Origin of the sequence: Salinispora oceanensis, from assembly GCF_000383575.1 — a bacterium.
GTDB classification, from domain to species: Bacteria; Actinomycetota; Actinomycetes; order Mycobacteriales; family Micromonosporaceae; genus Micromonospora; species Micromonospora oceanensis.
The window spans coordinates 774,367-796,255 of the sequence record NZ_KB911579.1; the positions used below are offsets into that span (position 1 = coordinate 774,367).

Annotated in this window: 23 protein-coding genes; 6 read left to right on the top strand and 17 right to left on the bottom strand. The window is 70.0% G+C overall.

Annotation, left to right across the window (positions count from 1 at the left end):
• Positions 1 to 36: 36 nt before the first annotated feature.
• From SALPAC4_RS0103335 to SALPAC4_RS0103390, 12 genes are read right to left on the bottom strand one after another with little or no spacing between them, the layout of a single operon-like run.
• Positions 37 to 1,503 carry an amidase gene (locus SALPAC4_RS0103335; RefSeq protein ID WP_019869161.1) on the bottom strand — a complete coding sequence of 489 codons (1,467 nt, stop codon included), beginning with the start codon at positions 1,501 to 1,503 and terminating at the stop codon, positions 37 to 39.
• Positions 1,500 to 2,585, bottom strand: a complete 1,086-nt coding sequence (locus SALPAC4_RS0103340; RefSeq protein WP_019869162.1) for an amidohydrolase family protein — start codon at positions 2,583 to 2,585, stop codon at positions 1,500 to 1,502. Before SALPAC4_RS0103340 ends, SALPAC4_RS0103335 begins: the two co-directional genes overlap by 4 nt.
• On the bottom strand, positions 2,585 to 3,109 hold the full coding sequence (locus SALPAC4_RS0103345; protein ID WP_018734789.1) for a 3-hydroxyanthranilate 3,4-dioxygenase: 525 nt from the start codon (positions 3,107 to 3,109) through the stop codon (positions 2,585 to 2,587). Before SALPAC4_RS0103345 ends, SALPAC4_RS0103340 begins: the two co-directional genes overlap by 1 nt.
• The gene (locus SALPAC4_RS0103350; protein ID WP_018737744.1) at positions 3,106 to 3,570 is read right to left on the bottom strand and encodes a RidA family protein; all 465 of its coding nucleotides are present in this window, start codon (positions 3,568 to 3,570) and stop codon (positions 3,106 to 3,108) included. Before SALPAC4_RS0103350 ends, SALPAC4_RS0103345 begins: the two co-directional genes overlap by 4 nt.
• Positions 3,567 to 4,340: a 2-keto-4-pentenoate hydratase gene (locus SALPAC4_RS0103355; RefSeq protein WP_018732793.1), complete on the bottom strand. Its 774-nt coding sequence runs from the start codon at positions 4,338 to 4,340 to the stop codon at positions 3,567 to 3,569. Before SALPAC4_RS0103355 ends, SALPAC4_RS0103350 begins: the two co-directional genes overlap by 4 nt.
• A complete protein-coding gene (gene dmpG, locus SALPAC4_RS0103360) occupies positions 4,337 to 5,392 on the bottom strand; it encodes a 4-hydroxy-2-oxovalerate aldolase (protein WP_019869163.1) in 1,056 nt (351 codons plus the stop codon). Before dmpG ends, SALPAC4_RS0103355 begins: the two co-directional genes overlap by 4 nt.
• Positions 5,389 to 6,315 carry an acetaldehyde dehydrogenase (acetylating) gene (locus SALPAC4_RS0103365; RefSeq protein WP_018732791.1) on the bottom strand — a complete coding sequence of 309 codons (927 nt, stop codon included), beginning with the start codon at positions 6,313 to 6,315 and terminating at the stop codon, positions 5,389 to 5,391. Before SALPAC4_RS0103365 ends, dmpG begins: the two co-directional genes overlap by 4 nt.
• On the bottom strand, positions 6,312 to 7,109 hold the full coding sequence (locus SALPAC4_RS0103370; protein ID WP_019869164.1) for a 2-keto-4-pentenoate hydratase: 798 nt from the start codon (positions 7,107 to 7,109) through the stop codon (positions 6,312 to 6,314). The genes SALPAC4_RS0103365 and SALPAC4_RS0103370 overlap by 4 nt, the downstream gene beginning before the upstream one ends.
• On the bottom strand, positions 7,106 to 8,587 hold the full coding sequence (locus tag SALPAC4_RS0103375; protein WP_019869165.1) for a 2-hydroxymuconic semialdehyde dehydrogenase: 1,482 nt from the start codon (positions 8,585 to 8,587) through the stop codon (positions 7,106 to 7,108). Before SALPAC4_RS0103375 ends, SALPAC4_RS0103370 begins: the two co-directional genes overlap by 4 nt.
• A 20-nt stretch (positions 8,588 to 8,607) precedes the next feature.
• Complete coding sequence (locus tag SALPAC4_RS0103380) at positions 8,608 to 9,945, bottom strand: FAD-dependent oxidoreductase (RefSeq protein ID WP_019869166.1); 1,338 nt, start codon at positions 9,943 to 9,945, stop codon at positions 8,608 to 8,610.
• Positions 9,945 to 11,234, bottom strand: a complete 1,290-nt coding sequence (kynU, locus tag SALPAC4_RS0103385) for a kynureninase (RefSeq protein WP_019869167.1) — start codon at positions 11,232 to 11,234, stop codon at positions 9,945 to 9,947. The genes SALPAC4_RS0103380 and kynU overlap by 1 nt, the downstream gene beginning before the upstream one ends.
• Positions 11,235 to 11,254: 20 nt before the next feature.
• On the bottom strand, positions 11,255 to 12,151 hold the full coding sequence (locus SALPAC4_RS0103390; protein ID WP_018737739.1) for a tryptophan 2,3-dioxygenase: 897 nt from the start codon (positions 12,149 to 12,151) through the stop codon (positions 11,255 to 11,257).
• Between the two features lie 170 nt (positions 12,152 to 12,321).
• Here SALPAC4_RS0103390 and SALPAC4_RS0103395 point away from each other — a divergent pair, with 170 nt between their 5' ends.
• The 3 genes from SALPAC4_RS0103395 (at position 12,322) to SALPAC4_RS0103405 (ending at position 14,235) form a co-directional block, all read left to right on the top strand.
• Positions 12,322 to 12,798 carry an Lrp/AsnC family transcriptional regulator gene (locus tag SALPAC4_RS0103395; protein ID WP_019869168.1) on the top strand — a complete coding sequence of 159 codons (477 nt, stop codon included), beginning with the start codon at positions 12,322 to 12,324 and terminating at the stop codon, positions 12,796 to 12,798.
• Positions 12,799 to 12,911: 113 nt separating this feature from the next.
• The gene (locus SALPAC4_RS0103400) at positions 12,912 to 13,382 is read left to right on the top strand and encodes a hypothetical protein (RefSeq protein ID WP_027644740.1); all 471 of its coding nucleotides are present in this window, start codon (positions 12,912 to 12,914) and stop codon (positions 13,380 to 13,382) included.
• Positions 13,383 to 13,395: 13 nt separating this feature from the next.
• Positions 13,396 to 14,235, top strand: coding sequence for a class F sortase (locus SALPAC4_RS0103405; protein ID WP_027644739.1), 840 nt, complete (start codon positions 13,396 to 13,398; stop codon positions 14,233 to 14,235).
• An 18-nt stretch (positions 14,236 to 14,253) separates the two neighbouring features.
• Here SALPAC4_RS0103405 and SALPAC4_RS0103410 read toward each other — a convergent pair whose 3' ends face one another.
• Positions 14,254 to 14,787 (bottom strand): HNH endonuclease, encoded by a 534-nt coding sequence (locus SALPAC4_RS0103410; RefSeq protein WP_027644738.1) that lies wholly within the window; start codon positions 14,785 to 14,787, stop codon positions 14,254 to 14,256.
• A 264-nt stretch (positions 14,788 to 15,051) separates the two neighbouring features.
• On the opposite strand from SALPAC4_RS0103410, the gene SALPAC4_RS0103415 reads away from it, so the two are divergent.
• The 3 genes from SALPAC4_RS0103415 to SALPAC4_RS0103425 all read left to right on the top strand — a co-directional run bounded on the left by SALPAC4_RS0103415 (position 15,052) and on the right by SALPAC4_RS0103425 (position 18,217).
• Positions 15,052 to 16,095, top strand: a complete 1,044-nt coding sequence (locus tag SALPAC4_RS0103415) for a mechanosensitive ion channel family protein (protein ID WP_019869172.1) — start codon at positions 15,052 to 15,054, stop codon at positions 16,093 to 16,095.
• Between the two features lie 220 nt (positions 16,096 to 16,315).
• Entirely contained in the window at positions 16,316 to 17,704 is a 1,389-nt protein-coding gene (locus tag SALPAC4_RS0103420) for an MFS transporter (protein ID WP_027644737.1), read from the top strand.
• 24 nt (positions 17,705 to 17,728) lie between these two features.
• Entirely contained in the window at positions 17,729 to 18,217 is a 489-nt protein-coding gene (locus tag SALPAC4_RS0103425; RefSeq protein ID WP_019869174.1) for a globin, read from the top strand.
• 31 nt (positions 18,218 to 18,248) lie between these two features.
• Here the strand turns inward: SALPAC4_RS0103425 and SALPAC4_RS0103430 are convergent, their stop codons facing one another.
• The 4 genes from SALPAC4_RS0103430 to ettA form a co-directional block, all read right to left on the bottom strand.
• Positions 18,249 to 18,848: a type III secretion system chaperone family protein gene (locus SALPAC4_RS0103430; RefSeq protein WP_018732778.1), complete on the bottom strand. Its 600-nt coding sequence runs from the start codon at positions 18,846 to 18,848 to the stop codon at positions 18,249 to 18,251.
• 131 nt (positions 18,849 to 18,979) lie between these two features.
• On the bottom strand, positions 18,980 to 19,702 hold the full coding sequence (locus SALPAC4_RS0103435; RefSeq protein ID WP_019869175.1) for a hypothetical protein: 723 nt from the start codon (positions 19,700 to 19,702) through the stop codon (positions 18,980 to 18,982).
• Positions 19,699 to 20,145 carry an acyl-CoA thioesterase gene (locus tag SALPAC4_RS0103440; RefSeq protein WP_019869176.1) on the bottom strand — a complete coding sequence of 149 codons (447 nt, stop codon included), beginning with the start codon at positions 20,143 to 20,145 and terminating at the stop codon, positions 19,699 to 19,701. Before SALPAC4_RS0103440 ends, SALPAC4_RS0103435 begins: the two co-directional genes overlap by 4 nt.
• Positions 20,146 to 20,148: 3 nt before the next feature.
• Positions 20,149 to 21,825, bottom strand: coding sequence for an energy-dependent translational throttle protein EttA (gene ettA / locus SALPAC4_RS0103445; RefSeq protein WP_019869177.1), 1,677 nt, complete (start codon positions 21,823 to 21,825; stop codon positions 20,149 to 20,151).
• Between the last annotated feature and the right edge of the window lie 64 nt (positions 21,826 to 21,889).

Genomic DNA, 21,889 nt, shown 5'->3' on the forward strand with positions numbered 1-21,889 from the left:
CGAAAGAGAGACCAGGAATCCGGGTCGGGTGGACGGTCAGGTGGACGATTCCCCGACTCCGCTTGTGGTATTCACGTTAGCGGAGTCAACCGCCCGCCAGATTGCGGGGTGGTGATCCCATCCCCCACTGAGCTGCTCCAGCTGGGCAGCGGCGGCGAGCAGCCGCGCGTCGTCGCCCTGCCGGCCGCTGAGGAGGACCCCGACCGGCAGCCCGTCGGCGGTGGCACCCACCGGGAGCGACACCGAGGGGTCACCCGTGACGTTAAAGATGGCGCAATACGGTGAAAAACGTCGTTGACGGTCGAAGTCGTCCGCCGGGTCACGAACATCGGTAAACCAGCCCACCGGCGCCTGCGGCGCGGCGAGCGTGGGACAGAGCAGCAGATCGCAGCCGGCGGTCCGGCGTAACCCGAGCCGGACCTGCGCCTGGAGCTCGCCGAGCGCGGCGGTGAGGCTGGCGGCGGAGATCGCCGCCCCGCGGTCCCGCAGCAGCCGGGTCAACGGCAGCAGCTGACGCTCTCGCTCGGGCGGCACCGGGGCGAGCGAGAGCACGTACCAGACGGTCTCGAACAGCGGCCAGGCCGTCGGCGTCAACGGCGGCGGCACCTCGACCACCTCATGCCCAGCGGCGGTGAACAGTGCGGCGGCCTGGTCCACGGCGGCGACACAGTCCGGGTGGACCGGCTCATCGGCGAGCATCGGGGTGGTGAAGCGGCCGATCCGCAGTCGGCCCGGCGTCGCGGTCCGGGCCGCCGCGAGCCAGCCCCCAGCCGGCGGTGGCGGCGCCAGGTAGGGCTCACCGGGAACCGGCTGAGCCAACACGTCGAGCAACGCGGCCACGTCGGCCACGGTCCGCCCGATCGGGCCGCTGGTCGGCAGGCCGTACGCGCCGAAGCCGACCGGACCGCCGGAGACCACCCCGCGGCTGGGTTTGTAGCCGACCAACCCGCACATCGAGGCGGGGATACGCAGCGAGCCGCCGCCGTCGGAGCCCTGAGCCACCGGAAGGAGACCGGCCGCCACTGCGGCCGCCGCACCACCGCTGGAGCCACCGGCGGTGTAGGACAGATCCCACGGGTTACGGGCCGGCGGAGCGACCCGCCCCTCGGAGTAGAGCGAGCAGCCCAACTCGGAGGTGGTGGTCTTGCCGAGGCTGACCAGGCCGGCGGCCCGGATGAATCGGACCACGTCCGCGTCGACCGGCGGTACGAAGTCGGCGAAGGCAGCGGAGCCGAAGGTCGTGCGCACACCGGCGGTGAGGGTCAGATCCTTGATCGCCGTCGGCACGCCGTGCAACGGCCCCCGCGCGGGGAGCGGCACGGCGTCAGCCGCGTCGGCGGCGGCGAGAGCCGCCTCCGGGGTCACGGTGACGAACGCGCCGACGGTGTCACCGAGCGCCGCCACCCGGGTCAGATGGTGTTCGACCAGTTCCCGGCTGGTCCGCTCGCCGCTAGCGATCGCGGCGGCCTGCTCCAGTGCGGTCAGATCGTGCGCCTCGGTCATACCGTTATCCTGCCCGCTGCCCGATCGGGCCACTGCCCCGACAGGCCGTACGGGTCGGCTGTGGTGGGTTCGCCCTGCCCCCGGGGGGAGAGAAAGCGCAGTGCGTTACCGCCGAGCAGGCCGGCGCGTTGGTCCGGAGTGAGGAAATCGGAGCGGTGCACGACCGCGCCGACCGGCCGCTCCCCCAACGGATATGGATAGTCGCTGCCGAGCAGCACCTGGTCAACGCCGATCGTGTCGACCAACAGCCGCAGCGCCGGCGGTTCGAACACCACCGAGTCGACGAAGAACCGGTCCACGTACGAGCTGGGGGGCCGGGACGAGGCGCCGCGGACCAGATTCCCGCGACGGTGCCAGGCGTTGTCCGCGCGGCCCAACCAGAACGGGAAGCTGCCGCCCCCGTGCGCGAAGCAGATCCGCAATGTCTCCGGCACCCGGTCGAAGACCCCGCCGAGGATCATTGCCAGCACCGACAGGTGGGTCTCGGCCGGCATCCCGGTAAGCCACCGCGCCATCCACCGATCCAGCCGCGGCCCGCCGGGCATGTCCCACGGATGGACGAAGACCGGCGCGCCGACCTCGGCGCAGTGGGTGAGGAACTCGACGATGCCGCTGTCGTCCAGGTCAAGGTCGCCGACGTGGTTGCCGATCTCCACCCCGGCGTGTCCGGCGGCGAGACAACGGTCCAGCTCGGCGCTGGCGACCTCCGGGTCCTGCAACGGCACCTGGCAGAACGGAACCAACCGGCCAGCGCCGGCGGCCGTGATCTCCAGCATTCGGTCGTTGAAGATCCGAGCCACCCTGACCGCCTGGGCGGCGGGGCGGTCGTAGCAGAAGAAGACGGGCGTGGGCGAGACCACCTGCACGTCGACACCGTCGGCGGCCATGTCCGCCAATCGGATCGCCGGGTCCCAACACTCCGCGCCGACCGGGCGGAACTCCATCTCGCCGACCATGATCATCGCGGCGCGCTCGGAGTCGACCCGTAGCCAGGGCCAGCCAGAGCCGCCGCAGGCCGCGGCGAGATCCGGCCAACCCCGCGGTACGGCGTGCGAGTGCACGTCAATGACGGGGTTACCCATCAGCCCTTGCCCGGATGCAGCGTGCCGCACTGGTCACAGGTCCGCGCCGCCTCGTCGGCGTAGAAGGTGGCGAAGACCGGAGGCAGGTCGGCGGCGATATCCCGGACCTGCAACTCCACCTCGTGCACCTTGTTGGTGCACTCGGGGCAGTACCACTGGAACCGTTCCAGGGTGCCCTCCGCACGGACCCGCTCGATCACCAAACCGATCGAGCCGGCCTCCGGCCGCTGCGGTGAGTGCGGAACTCCGCGCGGCAGCATCCACATCTGCCCCTCGCGGATGTGTACCGTCTGCGGCCCGTCCGGGAGCATCAGGTTGACGTGCATGCCCCCCTTGACCTGGTAAAAGAACTCTTCGTACGGCTCAACGTGATAATCGGTGCGCTGGTTCGGCCCGCCGACGACCATGACGATGAAGTCGGAACTGCCGGGGAGCAGCTCCTTGTTGCCCACCGGCGGCTTCAGCAGGTGCTGGTTGTCCACGATCCAACCGGGAAAGCTGAACGGCTCAGCGATCTCGCTCATAACGGGCCTCCTTCGGGGCGCAGGGCGACGGCCTGCATTTCGATCAACAGGTGTGGGTGCGGTAGCTGGTGGACCGCCACGGTGGTCCGAGTCGGTCCGCTCGCGTCGAAGAACTCTGCCCACACCTCGTTGTAGCCACCGAAGTCGTTCATGTTGACCAGGTAGCTGGTCACCTGCACCAGGTCGGCCAGCCCGGCACCGACCGGTTGGAGCAGATCCCGGATGTTCGCGATCACCGCCCGGGTCTGAGCCCGGATATCGAGGTCGGTGGTGCCGAACCCGTCAACGGCGACACCCGCGAAGGTGTTGTCCGGACGGCGGGAAGAGGTGCCGGAGACGAAGATGAAGCCACCGGCGACCTTGACGTGCGGGAACGCCCCACGCGGCACGGCCTTCCCCGCCACCACCCGGGCGGCTGCCCGCGCGCCGAGCTGCGGCGCCGGTGGCGCCCCGCCGGTCACGCCGCCGCCCGCAGCGACGCGGTCCCGAGCTTCTCCACCACCGCGCGGACGTGCGCGCCGGGTCGCAGGGCGACGGCGGCCGTTGCGGCGCCGGCCAGAAAGACCCAGCCCGGGTGGAGCCGAACCCCACGCTGGCCGGCGAGGCGGACCCCCTCGTCGAAGGCGCGGCGTGGGTCGCCGAGGATCGCCGCGGTTGACCCCACCTGGGCGACCTGACCATCGATCTCCAGCAACACGCCAAGATTGTCCAGGCCATCCGGAACCGGGCACCACGGCCCCACCACGAAAGCCCCCGCCGACGTGTTGTCGGCGATGACATCCGGCAGGGAGAAGGTGAAGTCCGCGTACCGGGAGTCGATCAGCTCGATGGCCGGGGCGACCGCGCGGACCGCGGTGGCGAACTCCGCGACCGGCTCGCCCGGCTCGGGCTGCCGGTCCAGCAGGAAGGCGACCTCCGGCTCCACCCGCGGATGGATGAAGTCTCCGACGGAGACGGTCCCGCCGTCGGCGACCCGCATCCGGTCGGTGAGCCGGCCCCAGATCACCTCGTCCACCCCGACCTGGGCCATCTTCGCCTTACTGGTCAGCCCCATCTTCAGGCCCACCAGCTGCTCACCCCGGTCCAGCCGGCGCCGCACCAACTCGGCCTGCACCGCGTACGCGGCGTCAACGTCGAGCCCGGTCTCGGCGGCGAGCTGGCCGATCGCCGTACCCCGGTCAGCCGCCGCGACCAGTTGGCCGGCGATCCCGGCGATATCTACTCCGATCACGTCTCCTCCTTGCCGGCCAGGTCCAGCGCCACATCCACGATCATGTCCTCCTGGCCACCGACCATCTGACGCCGGCCCAACTCGACCAGGATCGAGCGGACATCCACGCCGTAGCGTTCGGAAGCCCGCTCGGCGTGCCGCAGGAAACTGGAGTAGACGCCGGCGTAGCCCAACGAGAGCGTCTCCCGGTCCACCCGCACCGGTCGGTCCTGCAACGGCCGGACCACGTCCTCCGCCGCGTCCATCAACGCGAAGACATCACAGCCGTGCTCCCAGCCGTGCAACTCGGCGACCGCGACGAAGACCTCCAGCGGCGCGTTGCCCGCGCCCGCGCCCTGCCCGGCGAGGGAGGCGTCAACCCGGACGGTTCGGCCGGCCGGCGAGTCCAGCGGCCCATCGCCGAGGATCCGGCCGTGCTCCACCGCGACCACACTGTTCGCCACCCCGAGCGAGAGGTTGTGGTGGGCGTGGATGCCGATCTGTGTCTCCGGTTCGAGCACCTGACGGTAGGCGTCAACCCGCTCGGCCACATCGGACATCAGCAGCCGACCGCCGGAGTCGGTGACGTAGACGCAGTGCGCCCCGTACGACTCCATGAGCTTGGCCTGCGCCGCGAGGGCGGCCGGGTCGTTCATGTGGGCCATCATCAGGAACCCGGAGACGTCCATCCCGTTCTCCCGGGCCCAGCCGATGTGCTGGGCGGAGATGTCGGCCTCGGTGCAGTGGGTGGCGATCCGAACACTGGTCACGCCGAGGGCCCGCGCCGCCCTCAGGTCGGCGATGGTGCCGATTCCGGGGACCAGCAGCGTGGTCAGCCGCGCGGTGGTCAGCACCTCGGCCGCCGCCGCGATCCACTCCGCGTCACTCGCCGCACCGTGCCCGTAGTTGACACTCGACCCGGCCAGCCCATCGCCGTGCGCCACCTCGATCGCCGCGATTCCGGCGCTGTCGAGGGCGGCGGCGATCGTGCGCACCTGGTCAACGGTGTAGCGGTGGGCGATGGCGTGCATCCCGTCCCGCAGCGTCACATCCTGGAGGTAGAGCTGAGTCATGCCGTCACCGCCCGCCGGACGATCAGCCGCTCCGCGGTGCGCAGCGCGGCCGAGGTCATGATGTCCAGGTTGCCCGCGTACGTGGGCAGGTAGTGCCCGGCGCCGGAGACCTCCAGGAACGCCGAGACCTGCAGGCCGGTGAGGCGTCGACCGAGCGCCGGTAGATAGCTGTCCACCCGGTCGAACTGCACATCCTGTTTCAGGCGGTAACCGGGGACGTACTCCTGTACGTCCCGGACCATGTCGGCGATGGCGGTGGCGATCGCGGCGCGGTCCGCGTCGGGGTCCGGGCAGAGGCAGTACACGGTGTCCCGCATCAGCAGCGGCGGATCGGCCGGGTTGAGCACGATGATGGCCTTGCCCAGCTCGGCGCCGCCGACCACCTCGATCGCCCGGGCGGTGGTCTCGGTGAACTCGTCGATGTTGGCCCGGGTACCCGGCCCGGCCGACTTCGCGGAGATTGAGGCGACGATCTCCCCGTACGCGACTGGGGTGACCCGGTCGACAGCGGCGACGATCGGCACGGTCGCCTGCCCGCCGCAGGTGACCATGTTGACGTTGGTTTCCTGCAGGTGTTCGTCCAGATTGACCGGCGGCACCACGTACGGACCGACCGCGGCGGGGGTCAGGTCGACCACGGTCCGACCGTGGGCGCGCAGCACGGCGTCGTGGTGTCGGTGCGCCCCGGCCGAGGTGGCGTCGAAAACCAGCGCCACGTCGGTGAACTCCGGCAGCGCCACGAGCCCCGCCACCCCCTCGGCGGTGGTGGTGACACCAAGCCGCCGGGCCCGGGCCAGTCCGTCGGAGTCTGGGTCGATGCCCGCCATGGCGACCATCCGCAGACTGTCACTGAGTCGCAAAACTTTGATCATCAAGTCGGTCCCGATGTTCCCGGAACCGAGCACTGCCACCCCGACGCTCACTCCTCGACCTCCTTCGCAAAGCAGGTACGTACCGATCCGAGGCCGGAAATCCGCGCCTCATATGCGGCGCCGGGCGTCACCGGCACCAACGGGCCAAGGGCCCCGGAGAGCACCACGTCGCCCGCCCGCAGCGGATCACCGGAGCGGGCGAGGGTCCGGGCCAGCCAGGCCAGCGCGTGCAGCGGGTTGCCGAGACAGGCCGCCGCGGCACCGACCGAGACCGGCTCCCCGGCCTGCTCCAGCACCATGCCGGCGAGACGCAGGTCCACATCGGCGAGCCGGCGGGGCGTGGTACCCAACACGAACAGCCCGCTGGAGGCGTTGTCCGCGATGGTGTCCACGATGGCGATGTCCCAGCCGGCTATCCGGGAGTCGACAATCTCGATCGCCGGCAACAGGTGATCGACCGCCCGGATCAGGTCGGCGGTAGTGATCCGCTCGTCCGTTAGGTCCGCGCCGAGCACGAACGCGATCTCGGCCTCCACCCGGGGCTGGAGCAGCCGACCAGGTGGCACCTCCACCCCGTCGGGCACCGCCGTGGCCTCGGTCAGCACCCCGAAGTCCGGCTGGTAGACGCCAAGGCTCTCCTGTACGGCCGCGGAGGTCAGACCAATCTTGGCGCCGATTCGCCGGTGCCCCCGCCGCAGCCACTGGCGTACCTGCGCCTGTTGCACGAGGTACGCCGAGTCAATGTCCCCGTCGGGGATGAGCCGCCCGCGCAACGGCGGGCAGGGTTTGCCGCTCTCCCGAGCCTCGATGAGCTCCCGGGCGGCGGTCTCGTAGTCGACGGTCATGTCAGGTCCACACAGACGTTGGTGAGCTCGGAATAGAAACCCAGCGAATGAATGCCACCCTCGCGGCCGACGCCGGAGGCCTTCACCCCGCCGAACGGGGTACGCAGATCACGCAGATACCAGGTGTTGACCCAGACGATCCCCGCGTCCAACCGGGCACCGGCCCGGTGGGCCCGACCCACGTCCCGGGTCCACACCGCCGCCGCCAGGCCGTACTCGGTGCCGTTGGCCAACGCGTACGCCTCCTCCTCGTCGTCGAAGGGCGCCACGTGCACGACCGGGCCGAAGATCTCCTCCCGGTTGGTCCGCGCATCCGGGCCGAGCCCGGTGAGCACCGTCGGCTGGATGTACGCGCCGCCATCACGGGCGTCGCCGAAGTGGGGCGTACTCCCGCCGGCGAGGACCTCCGCCCCGTCGGTGCGGGCCAGCTCGTAGTGGCCGAGCACCTTCTTCCGGTGGGTAGGCGAGATCAGCGGCATGTTCATCGTGGCCTCGTCGGCGGGCCACCCGTACGGCAGTGCGGCGGCCCGCTCGGCCAGCCGGGCGGTGAACTCCGCGAAGACCGGACGCTGCACATAGATGCGTTCGGTGCAGAGGCAGACCTGGCCACCGTTGGTGAAGCTGGACCGCACCGAGCCATCCACCGCCGCCGACAGGTCGGCGTCGGCGAAGACCAGCCCGGCGTTCTTGCCGCCCAGCTCGAAGGAGACCGCCTTCACCCCGTCGGCGGCGGCCCGCATGATGGCTCCGCCGGTGGTCGACTCGCCGGTGAAGGTGATCGCGTCGACGTCCGGGTGCCGGGTGAGGAACTCCCCCGCCGAGCCGGGCCCGAAGCCGTGGACGACGTTGAAGACGCCCTCGGGCACGCCGGCGGCGGCCATCACCTCGGCGAGCAGGGTCGCCGAGGCGGGTGTCTCCTCACTGGGCTTGACCACCACCGCGTTGCCGCACGCCAACGCGGGCGCGACCTTCCAGGTGAGCAGGAGCAGCGGCAGGTTCCACGGGACGATCACGGCGACCACGCCCACCGGCTTGCGCAGGGCGTAGTTCAGCGCCTGGCCACCGGAGGGGGTACGGGTGCTGAACGACTCGGTCGGTGTGGTCGCGGCGATCTCGGCGAAGGCACGGAAGTTGGCCGCGCCGCGCGGGATGTCCAGCGTGCGGGCCTGCGAAATCGGCTTACCGGTGTCGGCCACCTCCGCGGTGACCAGGTCATCGAAGCGGCGCTCCAGCTCGTCGGCGACCCGGAGCAGCACCTCGGCGCGCTCTCGTTCGCCGAGCCGGCCCCACGGGCCGCGCAGCGCGGCGCGGGCGGCGGCCACCGCGTCGTCCACTCCGGCCTGATCCGCGGCGACGACCTCGAAGATCGGCTCCCCGGTGACCGGGCTGTGCTTGGTGAAGCGGCGACCAGCGGCAACGAACTCGCCGGCGATGAAGTTGGGCAGCAGGGCCGGCCCATCCGGTGCCCGGCCCGTCATCTGGCGCGCATCCCACCGGGTCATCCGCGCCTCCCTCGGCGGAGCGCAGCCCCGACCACTCCGGCCAGCAGGGCCGCCGCGCCCCCGGCCACCACCCCCAGCAGCTGGTGCTGGCGACGGACTCGACGGCGCACCTGCGCGTACGGGGTGGTCGAGAAGGAGACCAGCTCGTACCGGGACACGTATCGCCCGGGCAGCGCCCGCTCCAGCGCCTGCTCCACCCGTCGGCTGAGCTGGAACAGCGGCGAGGCGACCCGGTCGCGCATCTCGACGAAGTTGGTCAGCGCCATCTGGGCGATCGCCTCGGCGTTGGCCTGCCGGCGGCGTTGGTACAGCGGTAGCGCCGCGGACCAGTCGTCGGCACACTCGTCGAGGCAGCGGTCCAGCTCCACCACGTCCTCGAAGGCGCAGTTGGCGCCCTGACCGTAGAACGGCACGATGGCGTGCGCCGCGTCGCCGAGCAACCCGACTCTCCCGTTCACCTGCCAGGGGTCACAGCGGACGGTGCCGAGGACTCCCACCGGATTGTGCAGATAGTCGTCCACCAGGGTCGGCGCGAGAGGGAGCAGATCCGGGTAGTGCTGCGCGAAGTGTCGCTCGATCGCCGCCTGGCTGCCCAGTGAGGCGAAGCTCGTGGTGCCGTGGGTGGGCCAGAAGAGCGTACAGGTGAAGGAGCGGTCCGGGTTCGGCAACGCGATCATCATCGAGGTGCCCCGCGGCCAGATGTGCAGTGCCTCCGGGTCGAGCGCGAAGGCGCCGCCCATGGGCGGAATGGTCAGCTCCTTGTAGCCGTAGTCGAGAAAGTCCAGGCTCTCCCGCAGCAGGCCGTGGCCGAGTAGCTGGCCACGGACCGCCGAACCGGCGCCATCGGCGCCCAGGACCACCGAGGCGGTATCCGTGACCTTCCCTTGTGGAGTTTCAAAGGTCATTTCTCCGGTGGCCGGGTCGAGGTCGACCAACCGGTGGTCGAAGGCGACCCGCACGCCCGGCAACGCGGCGGCTGCGGAGAGCAGGGCGTTGTTCAGCGCCCCCCGACTGATCGAGTTGATCGCCCGGTCCCCGGCCGCGCTGTAGCCCTGAAACTGTGGCTCGCCGTCCACCGGATGAATCATCCGGCCCCGCATCGGCAACGCGTCGGCCATCACCCGGGCGTCCAGGCCGATCCGGCGCAGCGCGTCCAGCCCTCGTTCGGAGAGCGCCAGGTTGATGGAGCGACCCCGCTCAACCCGACCAGCCCGGGGGTCGGGGCGGCGTTCGTAGAGGGCGACCGGATAACCCCGCCGGGCCAGGAAGGCAGCGAGCAGGCAGCCGGAGAGTCCGGCACCGACGACGGCGACCTCAGCGCGCTCTGTGCTCATCAGTGCACCTCCACCGTAGCGGCCAACGCGTTGGCCACCCGCCAGCAATCGTGGTACGTCGAGTAAAGCGGCACCGGTGCGAAGCGGACAACATCTGGCTCCCGCGCATCTGCGACAACCCCGTGCTCCAACCGCAGCCGCTTCGCCAGGTCGGCGGCGCTCCCAGTGCCGATCCGCACCGACAGTTGTGCGCCTCGACGGGCCGGATCGCGTGGAGTGACCACCGCCAGGGGCCGCCCCGGGGTGACCTGGTCCAGTAGCCACTCGAGGTAGCCGGTGAGCCGGATACTGCGCTCCCGCAACGCCGTCATGCCGACCGAGTCGAAGAGCTCCAGCGACGTACGTACCGGCCCCATCGCGAAGATCGGTGGGTTGGAGACCTGCCAGGCCTCCGCCGTCGCCGGCGGCCGGGCCACCGGCGACATCTCGAACCGGGTAGCCGCCTCGGTGCTCCACCAGCCCTCAAACCGGGGCAGCGTCGGATCGGCGAGGTGGCGCTCGTGGACGAACACCCCGGAGAGCCCGCCCGGCCCGGAGTTCAGGTACTTGTAGGAGCACCACGCCGCGAAGTCGACATCCCAGTCGTGCAGCGCCAGTGGGACGTTTCCCGCGGCGTGCGCCAGATCCCAGCCGACCACCGCGCCGGCCGCCCGGCCGGCGGCGGTGATCTCCGGGATCTCCATCAGCTCGCCGGTCAGGTAGTTGACGCCGCCGAGCAGCACCAACGCGATCGTGTCCCCCTCCGTCGCGAGCAGGTCAAGCACGTCGGCCGTACGCAGGGTGTCCTCGCCGGGACGGGGAGCCAGGCGTAGCACCGCGGTATCCGGGTCAAGGCCGTGGAACCGGGCCTGGCTCCGGACGGCGTAGCTGTCCGAAGGAAAGGCGCTGTCCTCGATGACGATCCGGGTACGGGTGCCGGTCGGCCGGTAGAAGCTCACCATCAGCAGGTGCAGGTTGACGGTGAGGGAGTTCATCACCACCACCTCCGCCGGCCGGGCGCCGACCAGCCGGGCGGTCGGCCCGGTCAACAACTCGTGGTAGGGCAGCCACGGTCGACCGGCCGCCAGGTGTCCCTCCACCCCGAGACGGCGCCACGCCTCCAGGTCGGCGAGCAACTCGTCCCTCGTTGCCCGAGGTTGCAGGCCCAGCGAGTTTCCGGCCAGGTATGCCGCCTGCTGGTAGCGACCGCCGTCGGCGGGGGGTACGTGGAACAGGTGCCGATGGCCGGGGTCAGCGGTGTCCAACCGGTTCGCCGACTTCTCCTCCTGGCTCAGCTCTTCCTTGTGCATGCGTTCGCTCCGCTCCCCGCTCACATCTCGGTCCGGGCTGACCACAGCTCCGGGAAGACCACCCGGGCCATGCTCCGCTGCAGCCAGGCCAGGCCGGCGGAGCCACCGCTGCCGACCTTGGCGCCCATCGTCCGCTGCACCGCCTTGACGTGGTGCCAGCGCCAGTCGCCGAACCCCTCGGCCACCTCGGTCAGTGCCTCGCCCAGCAGCCGAAACTGGTCGTCGGGGCGGGCGGCGTAGATCCGCACCCAGGCCGCCTCCACCGCCGGATGCGGCTGGTGCTCCTCGGCGACGTCCCGATTGAGGAGTTCCGGAGGAAGCTCGTGACCGTGCCGGGCGAGCAGCGCGAGCACGTCGTCCCAGAGGCTGGGGGCGTTCAGGGCAGCGGTCAGTTCGGCATGCACCTCGACCTGCCGACGGAACGGGCGAATCAGGGCCGGATCGCGCAAGCCGAGCAGGAGCTCGACGTGGCGATACATCGCCGACTGGAAACCCGAGCCCTCGCCGAGGAGGTTACGGAACCGGTTGAAGTCGGCGGGGGTCATCCAACGCAGGCTCCGCCAGGCGGCGTTCAGCCCTTCCAGGTGCAGAGCGGCACGACGCAGCGGCGCCTGGGTGTCTGGAATCCGGTCCGCCCGCAGCAGCCGCTGGGTCTCGCGCAGTTCGTGACAGGTCAGGTTGAAGTACAGCTCCATGATCTGGCTGGTCACGAGGAAGGACATCTCGCCCGGATCGCTACTCAGCGGCGTCTGCAACCGGTGCAGAGTGCTGGCCTGCACGTAGGCGTCGTACGGAATCCGCCCAGTGAACTCCAGGGTCGGCTCACCGCCGTTGCGGGCTGCTCGGGTGGCGCGTTGTCGCGGGGTTACCGGCCGCACCTCCGCCGAGGTGGCCGCCCGTAGTTCTGTTCGTTCCACCAGTCCGCTCCCTCCGCTCGAGCTGGCCATCCGGCCGTACTGCGGTAGCGGTCATGATGCCGCGACAAGTCGCACCAGTGGAATGCCGAGACAACGGCTCTCACGGCGGTACACCTATCAATCGCAAGGCGATACCCCAGATTCGGTTGGAGAACGTAAGGTTCCCCAGTGTGGACGAGATGGACTGGGCGCTGCTGCGCGAACTACAGGCCGACGCCCGGCTGTCGTACAGCGAGTTGTCCCGACGGGTACACCTCTCCCCACCGGCGGTAGCCGAGCGCGTACGTCGGCTCGAGGAGACCGGTGTCATCACCGGCTACCACGCGCACGTGGACCCGGCCCGAGCCGGGCGAACGGTGATCGCGCTGATCCGCATGTCCTGCTACGGGGCCCGCTGCATCCTCAACAGCCCGGAGACCACGGCCTGGCCGGAGATCATGCAGATCCATCGGATCACCGGCGACGCGTGCAGCATGCTGACCGTCACCGCCGGCTCGATCGAGGAGTTCGAGGCGGTCATTGATCGGCTCGCTCCGTACGGCCAGCCGTCCAGCACGATGGTGCTCTCCACCCCACTCGGCTGGCGTCCGATCCCTCCACCCGGCTCCGGTAACAGCGAGCCGGCTCCATCCCGCCGCCGCCGCTGACCCCCCGCGGGGGTTTGCCCGGAAGCCAGCGGGAAAGCAGTCCGCGGTACCCGGGGAGGGTCCGGTGGTCGACACCGGGAGGGGGAATCATGCGGCGTCATCGCGTACTCGCCATGCTGGCCTTGGTGGCGGCGTTCGTCCTGTTCGGGGGCGCGCCTGCCAGCGCCGGTGAGCACACCTTCATCGAGGTCACGCCGAACCCGGCGCAGGCCGGCACCCGTGTTGACCTCCGGGCCAGCTGCGACAGGGACAACAACCGTCAGGCGACGGTGCACTCGGGCGCCTTCGATGGTCAGGTCTTCCTCCGACCCGACAACGGCTTCCTCACCGGCCACGCCACCATCCCGAGCAACAAGGAGGCCGGCGACTACCGGGTCGACCTGCGCTGCGAAAACAACAAGACCGCCAGCACGACACTGACAGTACTCAACATGTCCCAGCCGACGAAGGGACCGGCGACCGGTGCCGGCGGCACCGCGGTCGGTCGCACCGGCTCCTACCTCCTGGTCGGGGGCGTGGTGGCGGTGGCGCTGGCCATCGGCTTCGGCTTCTTCGGGAACCGCCGCACCGGAAACGGTTCCTGACCCGACCGCCACCATGGCCCGAGCAGACAGACGTACTCGACAGCGGGCGGTCCGGGCCGGCACCCGGCGCGCGGTGTCGGCCGCTGCCCGGCTGGCCGCCGGGACCGCCCGCCGGCTGCGCCGAGCCGCCGGGCAGGCGTCCGCGGCGAGCGTCGTCACCACCGACCCGGCCACCGAGCCGCTACCCCCGCATCCACGGCGGCGGTGGGTACCGGCCCGGCGGCGGCTGGGGTTCTCCCGCAGCCCCGGGATACCCGTACTGGCCATCGGAACCCTAATGATGCTGATCATCGCCATGCTCGGGGTGGAACAGGTGACCGGCATCAGTGTCCTCCCGGAGCGGTTCACCGCCGGTCTGCGACCACCACCGAAGAAGTTTCCGGTGCTACCAGCGAGCGATCCGGTCGCCGTAGAGATCGATGCCATCGATGTCGCGGCCCCGGTGCACAGCGTCGGGCTGGCACCGGACGGCACTATCGCGGCGCCGGACGCGGCTCGCGCCCAGGAGGCGGGCTGGTACGACCAGGGCCCCACACCCGGGCAGTACGGTCCGGCGGTCCTCGTCGGGCATGTGGACACCGACACGGGGCCTGCGGTGTTCCAGGAACTGCGGAACCTCCGCGCCGGCGACCGGGTCGAGGTGGACCGGACCGATGGGCAGGTCGCGGTCTTTGAGGTCAACTCGGTGGAGCGGTTCGCCAAGGAACGATTCCCGACCGACCAGGTGTTCGGAGATTTCGACCGACCGAACCTGCGGCTGGTGACCTGCGGTGGCCAATGGGTTGGCGGTCAGACCGGCTACGCCGACAATGTGGTGGTCTTCGCCTCCCTGGTCGAGGCGCGGAGCGGCTGAGCCACCGGGCGAGGCCGCTCAGGCGGCTTCGGGCTCGCGCAGGTCGAGCCAGTCGACCCAACGCGGGTCGGGAGGTCGGTGGCCGAGCACCCGCCACGCGATACCCTTCGGTGCCGTCGGCGGGGCAGGGAGCCGCCAGCCCAACTCGGCCGGGGTCTTATCGCCCTTGGTGTGGTTGCACCGGGCGCACGCCGCCACCACGTTCTCCCAGGAGTGCCGACCACCGCGGCTCCGCGGGAGGACGTGATCGATGGTCTCCGCGGGGCCCCGGCAGTAGGCGCACCGCCACCCGTCCCGCGCGAAAATGGCCCGCCGGGACAGCCCGACGTGGGCCCGAAAAGGCACCCGGACGAAGTGGGTGAGCCGCACGACCGAGGGCACCGGCAGCGAGTCCCGGGCGCTGTGCAGGACACCCTCACCATCGGCGACGCAGACAGCCTTGGCGGTGAGCACCAGGATGGCGGCACGCCGAACAGACACGACACACAGCGGCTCGTAGGTGGCGTTGAGGACCAGCGCGCCGGAGCCCACCGTGGGTCGTATGTCAGGCATCGCGCTCACCCCTCCGGTTCAGCGCCCCTCGCTCGCACCACCGGACGGAAACGGGCGCAGCGACCCACCGGCCGGACGTCGGCCCCCAGATCATCGCCGTCCGTGCGCCAATCGTCCCTGATAAGGCTCGGGATTGCACGTGTTAATCGGGGGTACCCCGCTGGGGGCTGGCCGGAACGACCCGGCCTGGGCCCGCCGGCCGCCTTTCACCGTCGTCGGCGGGCCGCGCGCGGCGACCGGAGCCGGCTGCGGTACGAAGGCAGGGTGGATGTCTCCATCGTTCCGGCCGCGACCACCGACTCCCTCGCTACGGATGAGCCCAGCGCGACGTGTCTCGAGGAGCCGCTCTGCGCCGTTCTCCACGACCTGACCGGCGCCGTGTGGTTCGCCGAGGGCAGCTACTGGATTTTGATCAAGCCACTCCGGATCGCACTGATTCTGGTGCTGGCCCTGGTGGCCCGGTGGCTGATCAGCCGGACGATCAAGCGCCTGGTCCGTAGCACCAGCAGCGCGGGCATGCCGACGATGCTGCGACCGTTGCGGGAACGAATCCCCGCCACGGCCACCGAGCCGGGTGAGTTCGTGCCGGAGCGGCGCCGACAGCGCGCCGAGGCGATCGGCTCGGTGTTGCGCAGCCTCTCCACGGCATTCATCTTCGGCATCGCGTTGCTGATGGTGCTCAAGGAATTCAGCTTCGAACTGGCGCCGCTGCTCGCCAGCGCCGGCATCGTCGGGGTGGCCTTGGGCTTCGGCGCGCAGAGTCTGGTGAAGGACCTGATCGCCGGGCTGTTCATGCTGATCGAGGATCAATACGGCGTCGGGGACACGGTCGACTTCGGTGAGGCGACCGGCTTTGTGGAGTCGGTCGGCCTGCGGGTGACGACGGTACGCGACGCACGCGGGGTCCTCTGGTACATCCGCAACGGAGAAATCATCCGGGTCGGCAACAAGAGTCAGGGCTGGGCGCTGGTCGTGGTGGACCTGCCGATTGGCTTCGCCAGCACCGAGGAGGCGACAGCGGTGCTGCGGGAGGCGGCCGCATCGGTCGCGGTAGACCCGGAGTTGGCGGCGGAGGTCATCGAACCGCCCGACGTCTTGGGTGTCGAGCAGATGACGATGGACGGCGCGGTGATCCGCACCGTGGTGAAGACAACGGCGGAGGGTCAGTTCGCCGTCGGCCGGGAACTGCGTCGCCGTTTGGCCGGCGCGCTGGAGAATTCCGGCTTCACCGATAAGATCGCCGCAGCCCGGTTCCCGGGCCTACCGGCGCAGGCGTCCCGGGTCGGCGATGCCAGCGGCGCGCCGTGACCGAAGCGGCGGTTTCGGTCGACTACCCCTTCGACTATCCTCCTTTCGTTCAGTCGGCGATCCGACGATCAACCATTTCACCCTGGCTGCTCGTCGGTGATTCCGGCAGAATCCGATACAGCTCCCCGACAGCGGAGAAATTTCCTCGCTGATCGACGAATCGGACGATGCTTCTCGGCTCGGCAACTCAGAAGTGCCTGGTCTGGGAATGATGGAGGCGATGGTGCCCAACGGCCAACCTTCTCCGGCCCGTCCGGCCACCTTCAGGGAGGTGTTCGCCCAGCGCGAGTACCGATTTGTTCTGACGGCCGGAGTCCTCTCCTGGGTTGGTGACTACCTCGCGAAGGCTGCGGTGACCCTCCTGGTCTATCGGGAGACCGAGTCGGTAGCCCTCTCCGCGGCGGCATTCGCCATCAGCTACCTGCCCTGGCTGGTCGGCGGTCCGCTGCTCGCGACCGTCGCCGAACGGCATCCCCACCGAGCCGTGATGGTCACCTGCGACCTGATCCGGATGGTACTACTGCTGGTCATCGCGGTACCCGGGATGCCGACTCCGCTGATTCTGGCGCTCCTCTTCACCGCCACCCTCGCCAACCCACCGGGCCAGGCCGCCCGGTCGGCGCTGCTGCCACGGATCCTGACCGGTGATCGCCTCGTGGTCGGAATGTCGATCAACGCCAGCGTCGGTCAGGCCGCGCAGGTGGTTGGCTACCTGCTTGGCGCGGCGATCGCGGCGGCCAGCCCCACCCTCGCCCTACTGGTCACCTCGGCGACCTACGCCGTGTCCGCCACGCTGATCCGCCTCGGGGTGATCGCCCGCCCAACGGCGATGAAGGCTGCGCACCGCAGCCACCTGCTGCGGGAGACCGGCGAGGGATTCCGCATCGTCTTCGGCCAGCCCGTGTTACGTGCCATCGCGATCCTCGTGTTCAGCGCCATGCTCTTCTCCATCGTCCCGGAGGGGCTGGCGGCGGCGTGGGCCGGCCAGCACGCCGACGACATGGATCAGGGCCTCGCCCAGGCGGTCATCATGGCCGCCGTCCCGGCCGGGTACATCCTCGGCGGCCTGGTCGTCGGCCGCCTGGTCGCACCGGCCCGACGGATCGCCCTGATGCGCCCACTGGCAGTGCTCGCTCCGCTGCTTCTGGTTCCCACCCTGCTCGACCCGTCACCGATAGTGGTGGCGCTACTGGCCGCCGGGTGCGGATTCGCCGTCGCCGGGCTGCTGCCAACGGCGAACGGCCTGTTCGTCCAGGCGCTGCCGGACGGCTTCCGAGCTCGTGCCTTCGGGGTCATGGCCTCCGGCATGCAGGTGATCCAGGGCCTGGCGGTTCTGGTAACCGGGCTGCTCGCCGAGCGTTTCTCCATCCCGCTCGTGGTCGGCCTCTGGAGCAGCGCCGGGGTGCTACTGATGACCGCCGTGGTGCTGTCGTGGCCGAGTCAGGCGAAGGTTGACGCCGCGATCGAAGCGACTTCGCGAGCTGACGCACCCGATCCGGCACCGCCCGCCCCCCGTCCGGGACCGGACCACCCTGGTGACCAGCCGGTCAACAGCCCCGCCGGGGGCCAGCGGGACGCCCGGGAACGGCACCGCGACACGGTGTCCTGACCGGTTCGGAGACAGGGCGGGGAGGTGATTCGGCCCACGCCCGGCCAGCGTCGGACGGCCGCCGGAACCTGGCAGGATGGGGCCGTGCATCCCGCGAGCGAATCGGGCAACCCCGCCCCCTCAACGAGTTTCTTCGACGCGGTTGGCGGCGAGCCCACCTTCCGCAGGCTGGTGGACGAGTTCTATGCCGGCATCGCCGACGATCCGCTGCTGCGTCCGATGTACCCAGAGGAGGATCTGGGGCCCGCCGCGGAGCGGCTCACCCTGTTCCTGATGCAGTACTGGGGCGGACCGAACACCTACTCCGCCCAGCGGGGGCACCCTCGCCTGCGGATGCGGCACGCACCGTTTCGGATCGGCGCAGCGGAACGAGACGCCTGGCTGCGGCACATGCGGCAGGCGGTGGACCGGCTGGGCCTCCCCCCGGAGCTCACCACCGCGCTCTGGGACTACCTGGAGCGAGCGGCGTACTTCATGGTGAACACGCTGGAGGACCCGGCCACGCCGGCGTGACCCAGGAGACCGGGCGGCCACCGCAGGACGGTCAGAGTAGGGCGCCCTCGTCATGCAGCCAGTCAACGAAGCTGGTGGCTACCGCCGCCCCACAGTCGATCATTTCGACCAGGAGCGCGTCGTGCACGCCAGCGGCGAACGGCACCTGTAGCTCGGCATAGATCGGGAGCTGGCCGCGTTCGGAGGGATCTCCGATGTACGCCTTACAGAAGCGACGAGTGTGGTTCCACTCGTTGACGACCCGGTAGGCTCGATCCTCCCAATCCGGCGGAACGGTCGCGTGCGGCCGAACGCGCAGCACCAGGATCTCGTCGTCCGGGCCTTCGAGCGCGACCAGAACCGCGTGCCGCTCCCACATCGCCAGTAGGTTTCCGTCGCCGTCGGCCAGGTAGCGCACGTCGAGCCGGTCGAGCGCGGCGCTGATCCGGCTGAGCGTGACCGGTGCGACCGTGGCAGACGCGTCCGGGACAGCTGCGTCTGTGGCCGGAGAACGGTCGACTCCGGTAAAACTGTCGCCCGGTTGTCGGGGAGCCGGTGGACTGACCCGGACCGTGTCCTCCACTGTGACCCTGCTCCGGCTGTCCGGCTCACCGCCGTCAGCGGAACCGGGGCGCCACGACCACCACGGCATCGCTCACCCACCTCACTCCCCAGCGGATCCAGCCCTTAACGCTGCGTTGGATCCGAGGATGGACGGTACCCGGACAGCCGGGAAGAAGCACCCCCCTAATCAGCTCCCCAGAACAGAAGGACGACGGGGGATCACCCGGACTGCTGACCAAGGATAGGGCGAACGGTTAGATCTGTCACCCTCTGCAACCATACTGCCCCGTAGGGACCAACTAGACCGACCCATCGGCCGGCCGCCCGAACCTGCACGCCCCCCGACGCCTCCGGCGCACCGAGAAAGCCCATCCGCACCAGGCCCTGGACCAACCGCTGAGGCACCTCGACCGGCGCGGCGGGAGAGTCATCCGGAGTGACGACCACCGGCACATGATCCAGGAGAGCATCACGCATCGCCCGCTCCCCGAGCGCTCTGCCCCCCACTCCACGCCCGGCAGCATCCCTGAGCGCCGCCGCCGCGGCTTCGGCCACCCGCCGCAACTCGGCCGCGGGGAGCGTCTCCACCCGCCGGCTGGCAGGCGGCGGCAGCGGCCAGCGCCACTGTGCGTCCCGGCGCACGGGCAGCGCCGAGCCGCCCGCAGTCAACTCCGCCAGAAGCTCACCGGCGGCAACAGTGGCGTCACCGGGGCCACCGCCGGCCACCGTGTGGACCACCAGCACCCCCCACGGCAGCCGCGCCCAGAGGGCGGTCCGTTCCGACCCACTGGCGGTTCGCAACCGCACCAACGCCCCCCGGTCCAGCCGGACCAGCCGGGCCAGGAACGCGCCCGCATCAGCGACACCAGTCAGCCCATGACCCACCGCACCCGGCACCGGGTTCGGGTGGCCATCCCGCCCGACGGTGTCCGGGCCGGTCACGCCGCCCCTTCCGGGATGAGGTAGGTGCGCAGGAAGGCCCGCTCCTCGGCGGAGAGGCGGCGCGGCAGCTGCCGGCTCAGGTCAAACGGCACCAGCACCGACCGAGCCCGGCTGACCAACAAGTCACCGTCGTACATCTCGTAGTCGACGGTAACGGAGGCGGCCCGGATCTCCGATACCCAGAGCTCGATCCGGACGGTCGGGGCCGATTCCGCAGTGGCCCGACCGAGCGCGTAGTCGACCGGCCGCAGGTAGTCGACCTCGTGCCGCCGAATCACCACACCATCGGCGAACGAGCCAACGCCCCAAGCCCGACCCCCGGCGAACATCAGGGCCACCCGCGCCTCCTCGTAGAGGGTGAGGAAGCGCGAGTTGTTGATGTGCCCGTACGCGTCCAGGTCAGACCAGCGGAGCGTGCATTGGTAGACGAATCGGTCCGCCATGTCTCAGTCGCGGGTGAGCTTGCGGTAGGTGACCCGGTGCGGCCGGGCCGCCTCGGCGCCGAGCCGCTCGATCTTGTTCTTCTCGTACGCTTCGAAGTTGCCCTCGAACCAGAACCACCTCGCCGGGTTCTGGTCATCCCCCTCCCAGGCCAGGATGTGGGTGGCGACCCGGTCCAGGAACATCCGGTCGTGGGAGATGACCACGGCGCAGCCGGGGAAGTCCAGCAACGCGTTCTCCAGGCTGGAGAGGGTCTCCACGTCCAGGTCGTTGGTCGGCTCGTCCAGCAGGATCACGTTTCCGCCGATCTTGAGCGTCAACGCCAGGTTGAGCCGGTTGCGCTCGCCCCCGGAGAGGACCTTGGTCGGCTTCTGCTGGTCCGGCCCCTTGAAACCGAAAGCAGCGATGTACGCCCGCGACGGCATCTCGACCTTGCCCACCATCAGGTGGTCCAGGCCGTCGGAGACGACCTCCCAGACGGTCTTGTCCCCGGCCAGACCCGCCCGGGTCTGGTCCACGTACGACAGGGAGACGGTGTCACCGACCTTCACGCTGCCCGTGGTCGGCTGCTCCAGCCCGACGATGGTCTTGAAGAGGGTCGTCTTCCCGACGCCGTTCGGGCCGATGATGCCGACGATGCCGTTGCGCGGCAGCGAGAAGCTCAGGTCGTCGATCAGCACCCGGTCGCCGAAGCCCTTGGTGAGGTTCTGCGCCTCGATCACGGAGCTACCCAGACGCGGACCCGGTGGGATCTGGATCTCCTCGAAGTCCAGCTTGCGGGTCTTGTCCGCCTCGGCGGCCATCTCGTCGTACCGGTCGAGACGGGCCTTGGACTTGGTCTGGCGTGCCTTGGCGTTGGAGCGGACCCACTCCAACTCATCGGAGAGCCGCTTCTTCATCTTGGCGTCCCGCCGGCCTTCGACCGCCAGCCGGGCCGCCTTCTTCTCCAGGTAGGTGGAGTAGTTGCCCTCGTAGCCGACGGCCCGACCCCGGTCCAGCTCCAGGATCCAGCCGGCCACGTTGTCCAGGAAGTAACGGTCGTGCGTGATCGCGATGACGGTGCCGGCGTACTTGGCCAGGTGCTGCTCCAGCCACTGCACGCTCTCCGCGTCGAGGTGGTTGGTGGGCTCGTCGAGCAGGAGCAGGTCGGGTGTCTCCAGCAGCAGCTTGCAGAGGGCGACCCGACGCCGCTCCCCACCGGAGAGCTGGGTCACGTCGGCGTCCGGCGGCGGACAGCGCAACGCGTCCATGGCCAGTTCGAGCTTGGAGTCGATGTCCCACGCGTCGGCGTGGTCCAGCTCCTCCTGGAGGCGGCCCATCTCCGCCATCAACTCGTCGGAGTAGTCGGTGGCCATCTGCTCGGCGATCTTGTTGAACCGTTCCAGCTTGGCCTTGGTCTCCGCGACCGCCTCCTCAACGTTGCCGAGGACCGTCTTCGCGTCGTTGAGCGGCGGCTCCTGGGCCAGCATGCCGACGGTGTAGCCGGGCATCAGCCGAGCCTCACCGTTACTCGGCCGGTCCAGCCCCGCCATGATCTTCAGCAGGCTGGACTTACCGGCGCCGTTCGGGCCGACCACACCGATCTTGGCACCCGGCAGGAAGCTCAGCGTCACGTTGTCGAGCACGACCTTGTCGCCGTGCGCCTTGCGCGCCTTTTCCAGGACGTAGATGTACTGGGCCACGGTGCGGGCTACCCTCCATCGATCAACGGGTGTGGTCTAACGCGGGCGGGCCGGCCGCGGATGC

Excerpts from the sequence above, each read along its gene's own strand:
- SALPAC4_RS0103335 (WP_019869161.1), bottom strand. The coding sequence starts at position 1,503 with ATGACCGAGGCGCACGATCTGACCGCACTGGAGCAGGCCGCCGCGATC.
- SALPAC4_RS0103340 (WP_019869162.1), bottom strand. The coding sequence starts at position 2,585 with ATGGGTAACCCCGTCATTGACGTGCACTCGCACGCCGTACCGCGGGGT.
- SALPAC4_RS0103345 (WP_018734789.1), bottom strand. The coding sequence starts at position 3,109 with ATGAGCGAGATCGCTGAGCCGTTCAGCTTTCCCGGTTGGATCGTGGAC.
- dmpG (WP_019869163.1), bottom strand. The coding sequence starts at position 5,392 with ATGACTCAGCTCTACCTCCAGGATGTGACGCTGCGGGACGGGATGCAC.
- SALPAC4_RS0103370 (WP_019869164.1), bottom strand. The coding sequence starts at position 7,109 with ATGACCGTCGACTACGAGACCGCCGCCCGGGAGCTCATCGAGGCTCGG.
- SALPAC4_RS0103375 (WP_019869165.1), bottom strand. The coding sequence starts at position 8,587 with ATGACGGGCCGGGCACCGGATGGGCCGGCCCTGCTGCCCAACTTCATC.
- SALPAC4_RS0103380 (WP_019869166.1), bottom strand. The coding sequence starts at position 9,945 with ATGAGCACAGAGCGCGCTGAGGTCGCCGTCGTCGGTGCCGGACTCTCC.
- kynU (WP_019869167.1), bottom strand. The coding sequence starts at position 11,234 with ATGCACAAGGAAGAGCTGAGCCAGGAGGAGAAGTCGGCGAACCGGTTG.
- SALPAC4_RS0103400 (WP_027644740.1), top strand. The coding sequence starts at position 12,912 with ATGCTGGCCTTGGTGGCGGCGTTCGTCCTGTTCGGGGGCGCGCCTGCC.
- SALPAC4_RS0103405 (WP_027644739.1), top strand. The coding sequence starts at position 13,396 with ATGGCCCGAGCAGACAGACGTACTCGACAGCGGGCGGTCCGGGCCGGC.
- SALPAC4_RS0103410 (WP_027644738.1), bottom strand. The coding sequence starts at position 14,787 with ATGCCTGACATACGACCCACGGTGGGCTCCGGCGCGCTGGTCCTCAAC.
- SALPAC4_RS0103420 (WP_027644737.1), top strand. The coding sequence starts at position 16,316 with ATGGTGCCCAACGGCCAACCTTCTCCGGCCCGTCCGGCCACCTTCAGG.
- SALPAC4_RS0103430 (WP_018732778.1), bottom strand. The coding sequence starts at position 18,848 with ATGCCGTGGTGGTCGTGGCGCCCCGGTTCCGCTGACGGCGGTGAGCCG.
- SALPAC4_RS0103440 (WP_019869176.1), bottom strand. The coding sequence starts at position 20,145 with ATGGCGGACCGATTCGTCTACCAATGCACGCTCCGCTGGTCTGACCTG.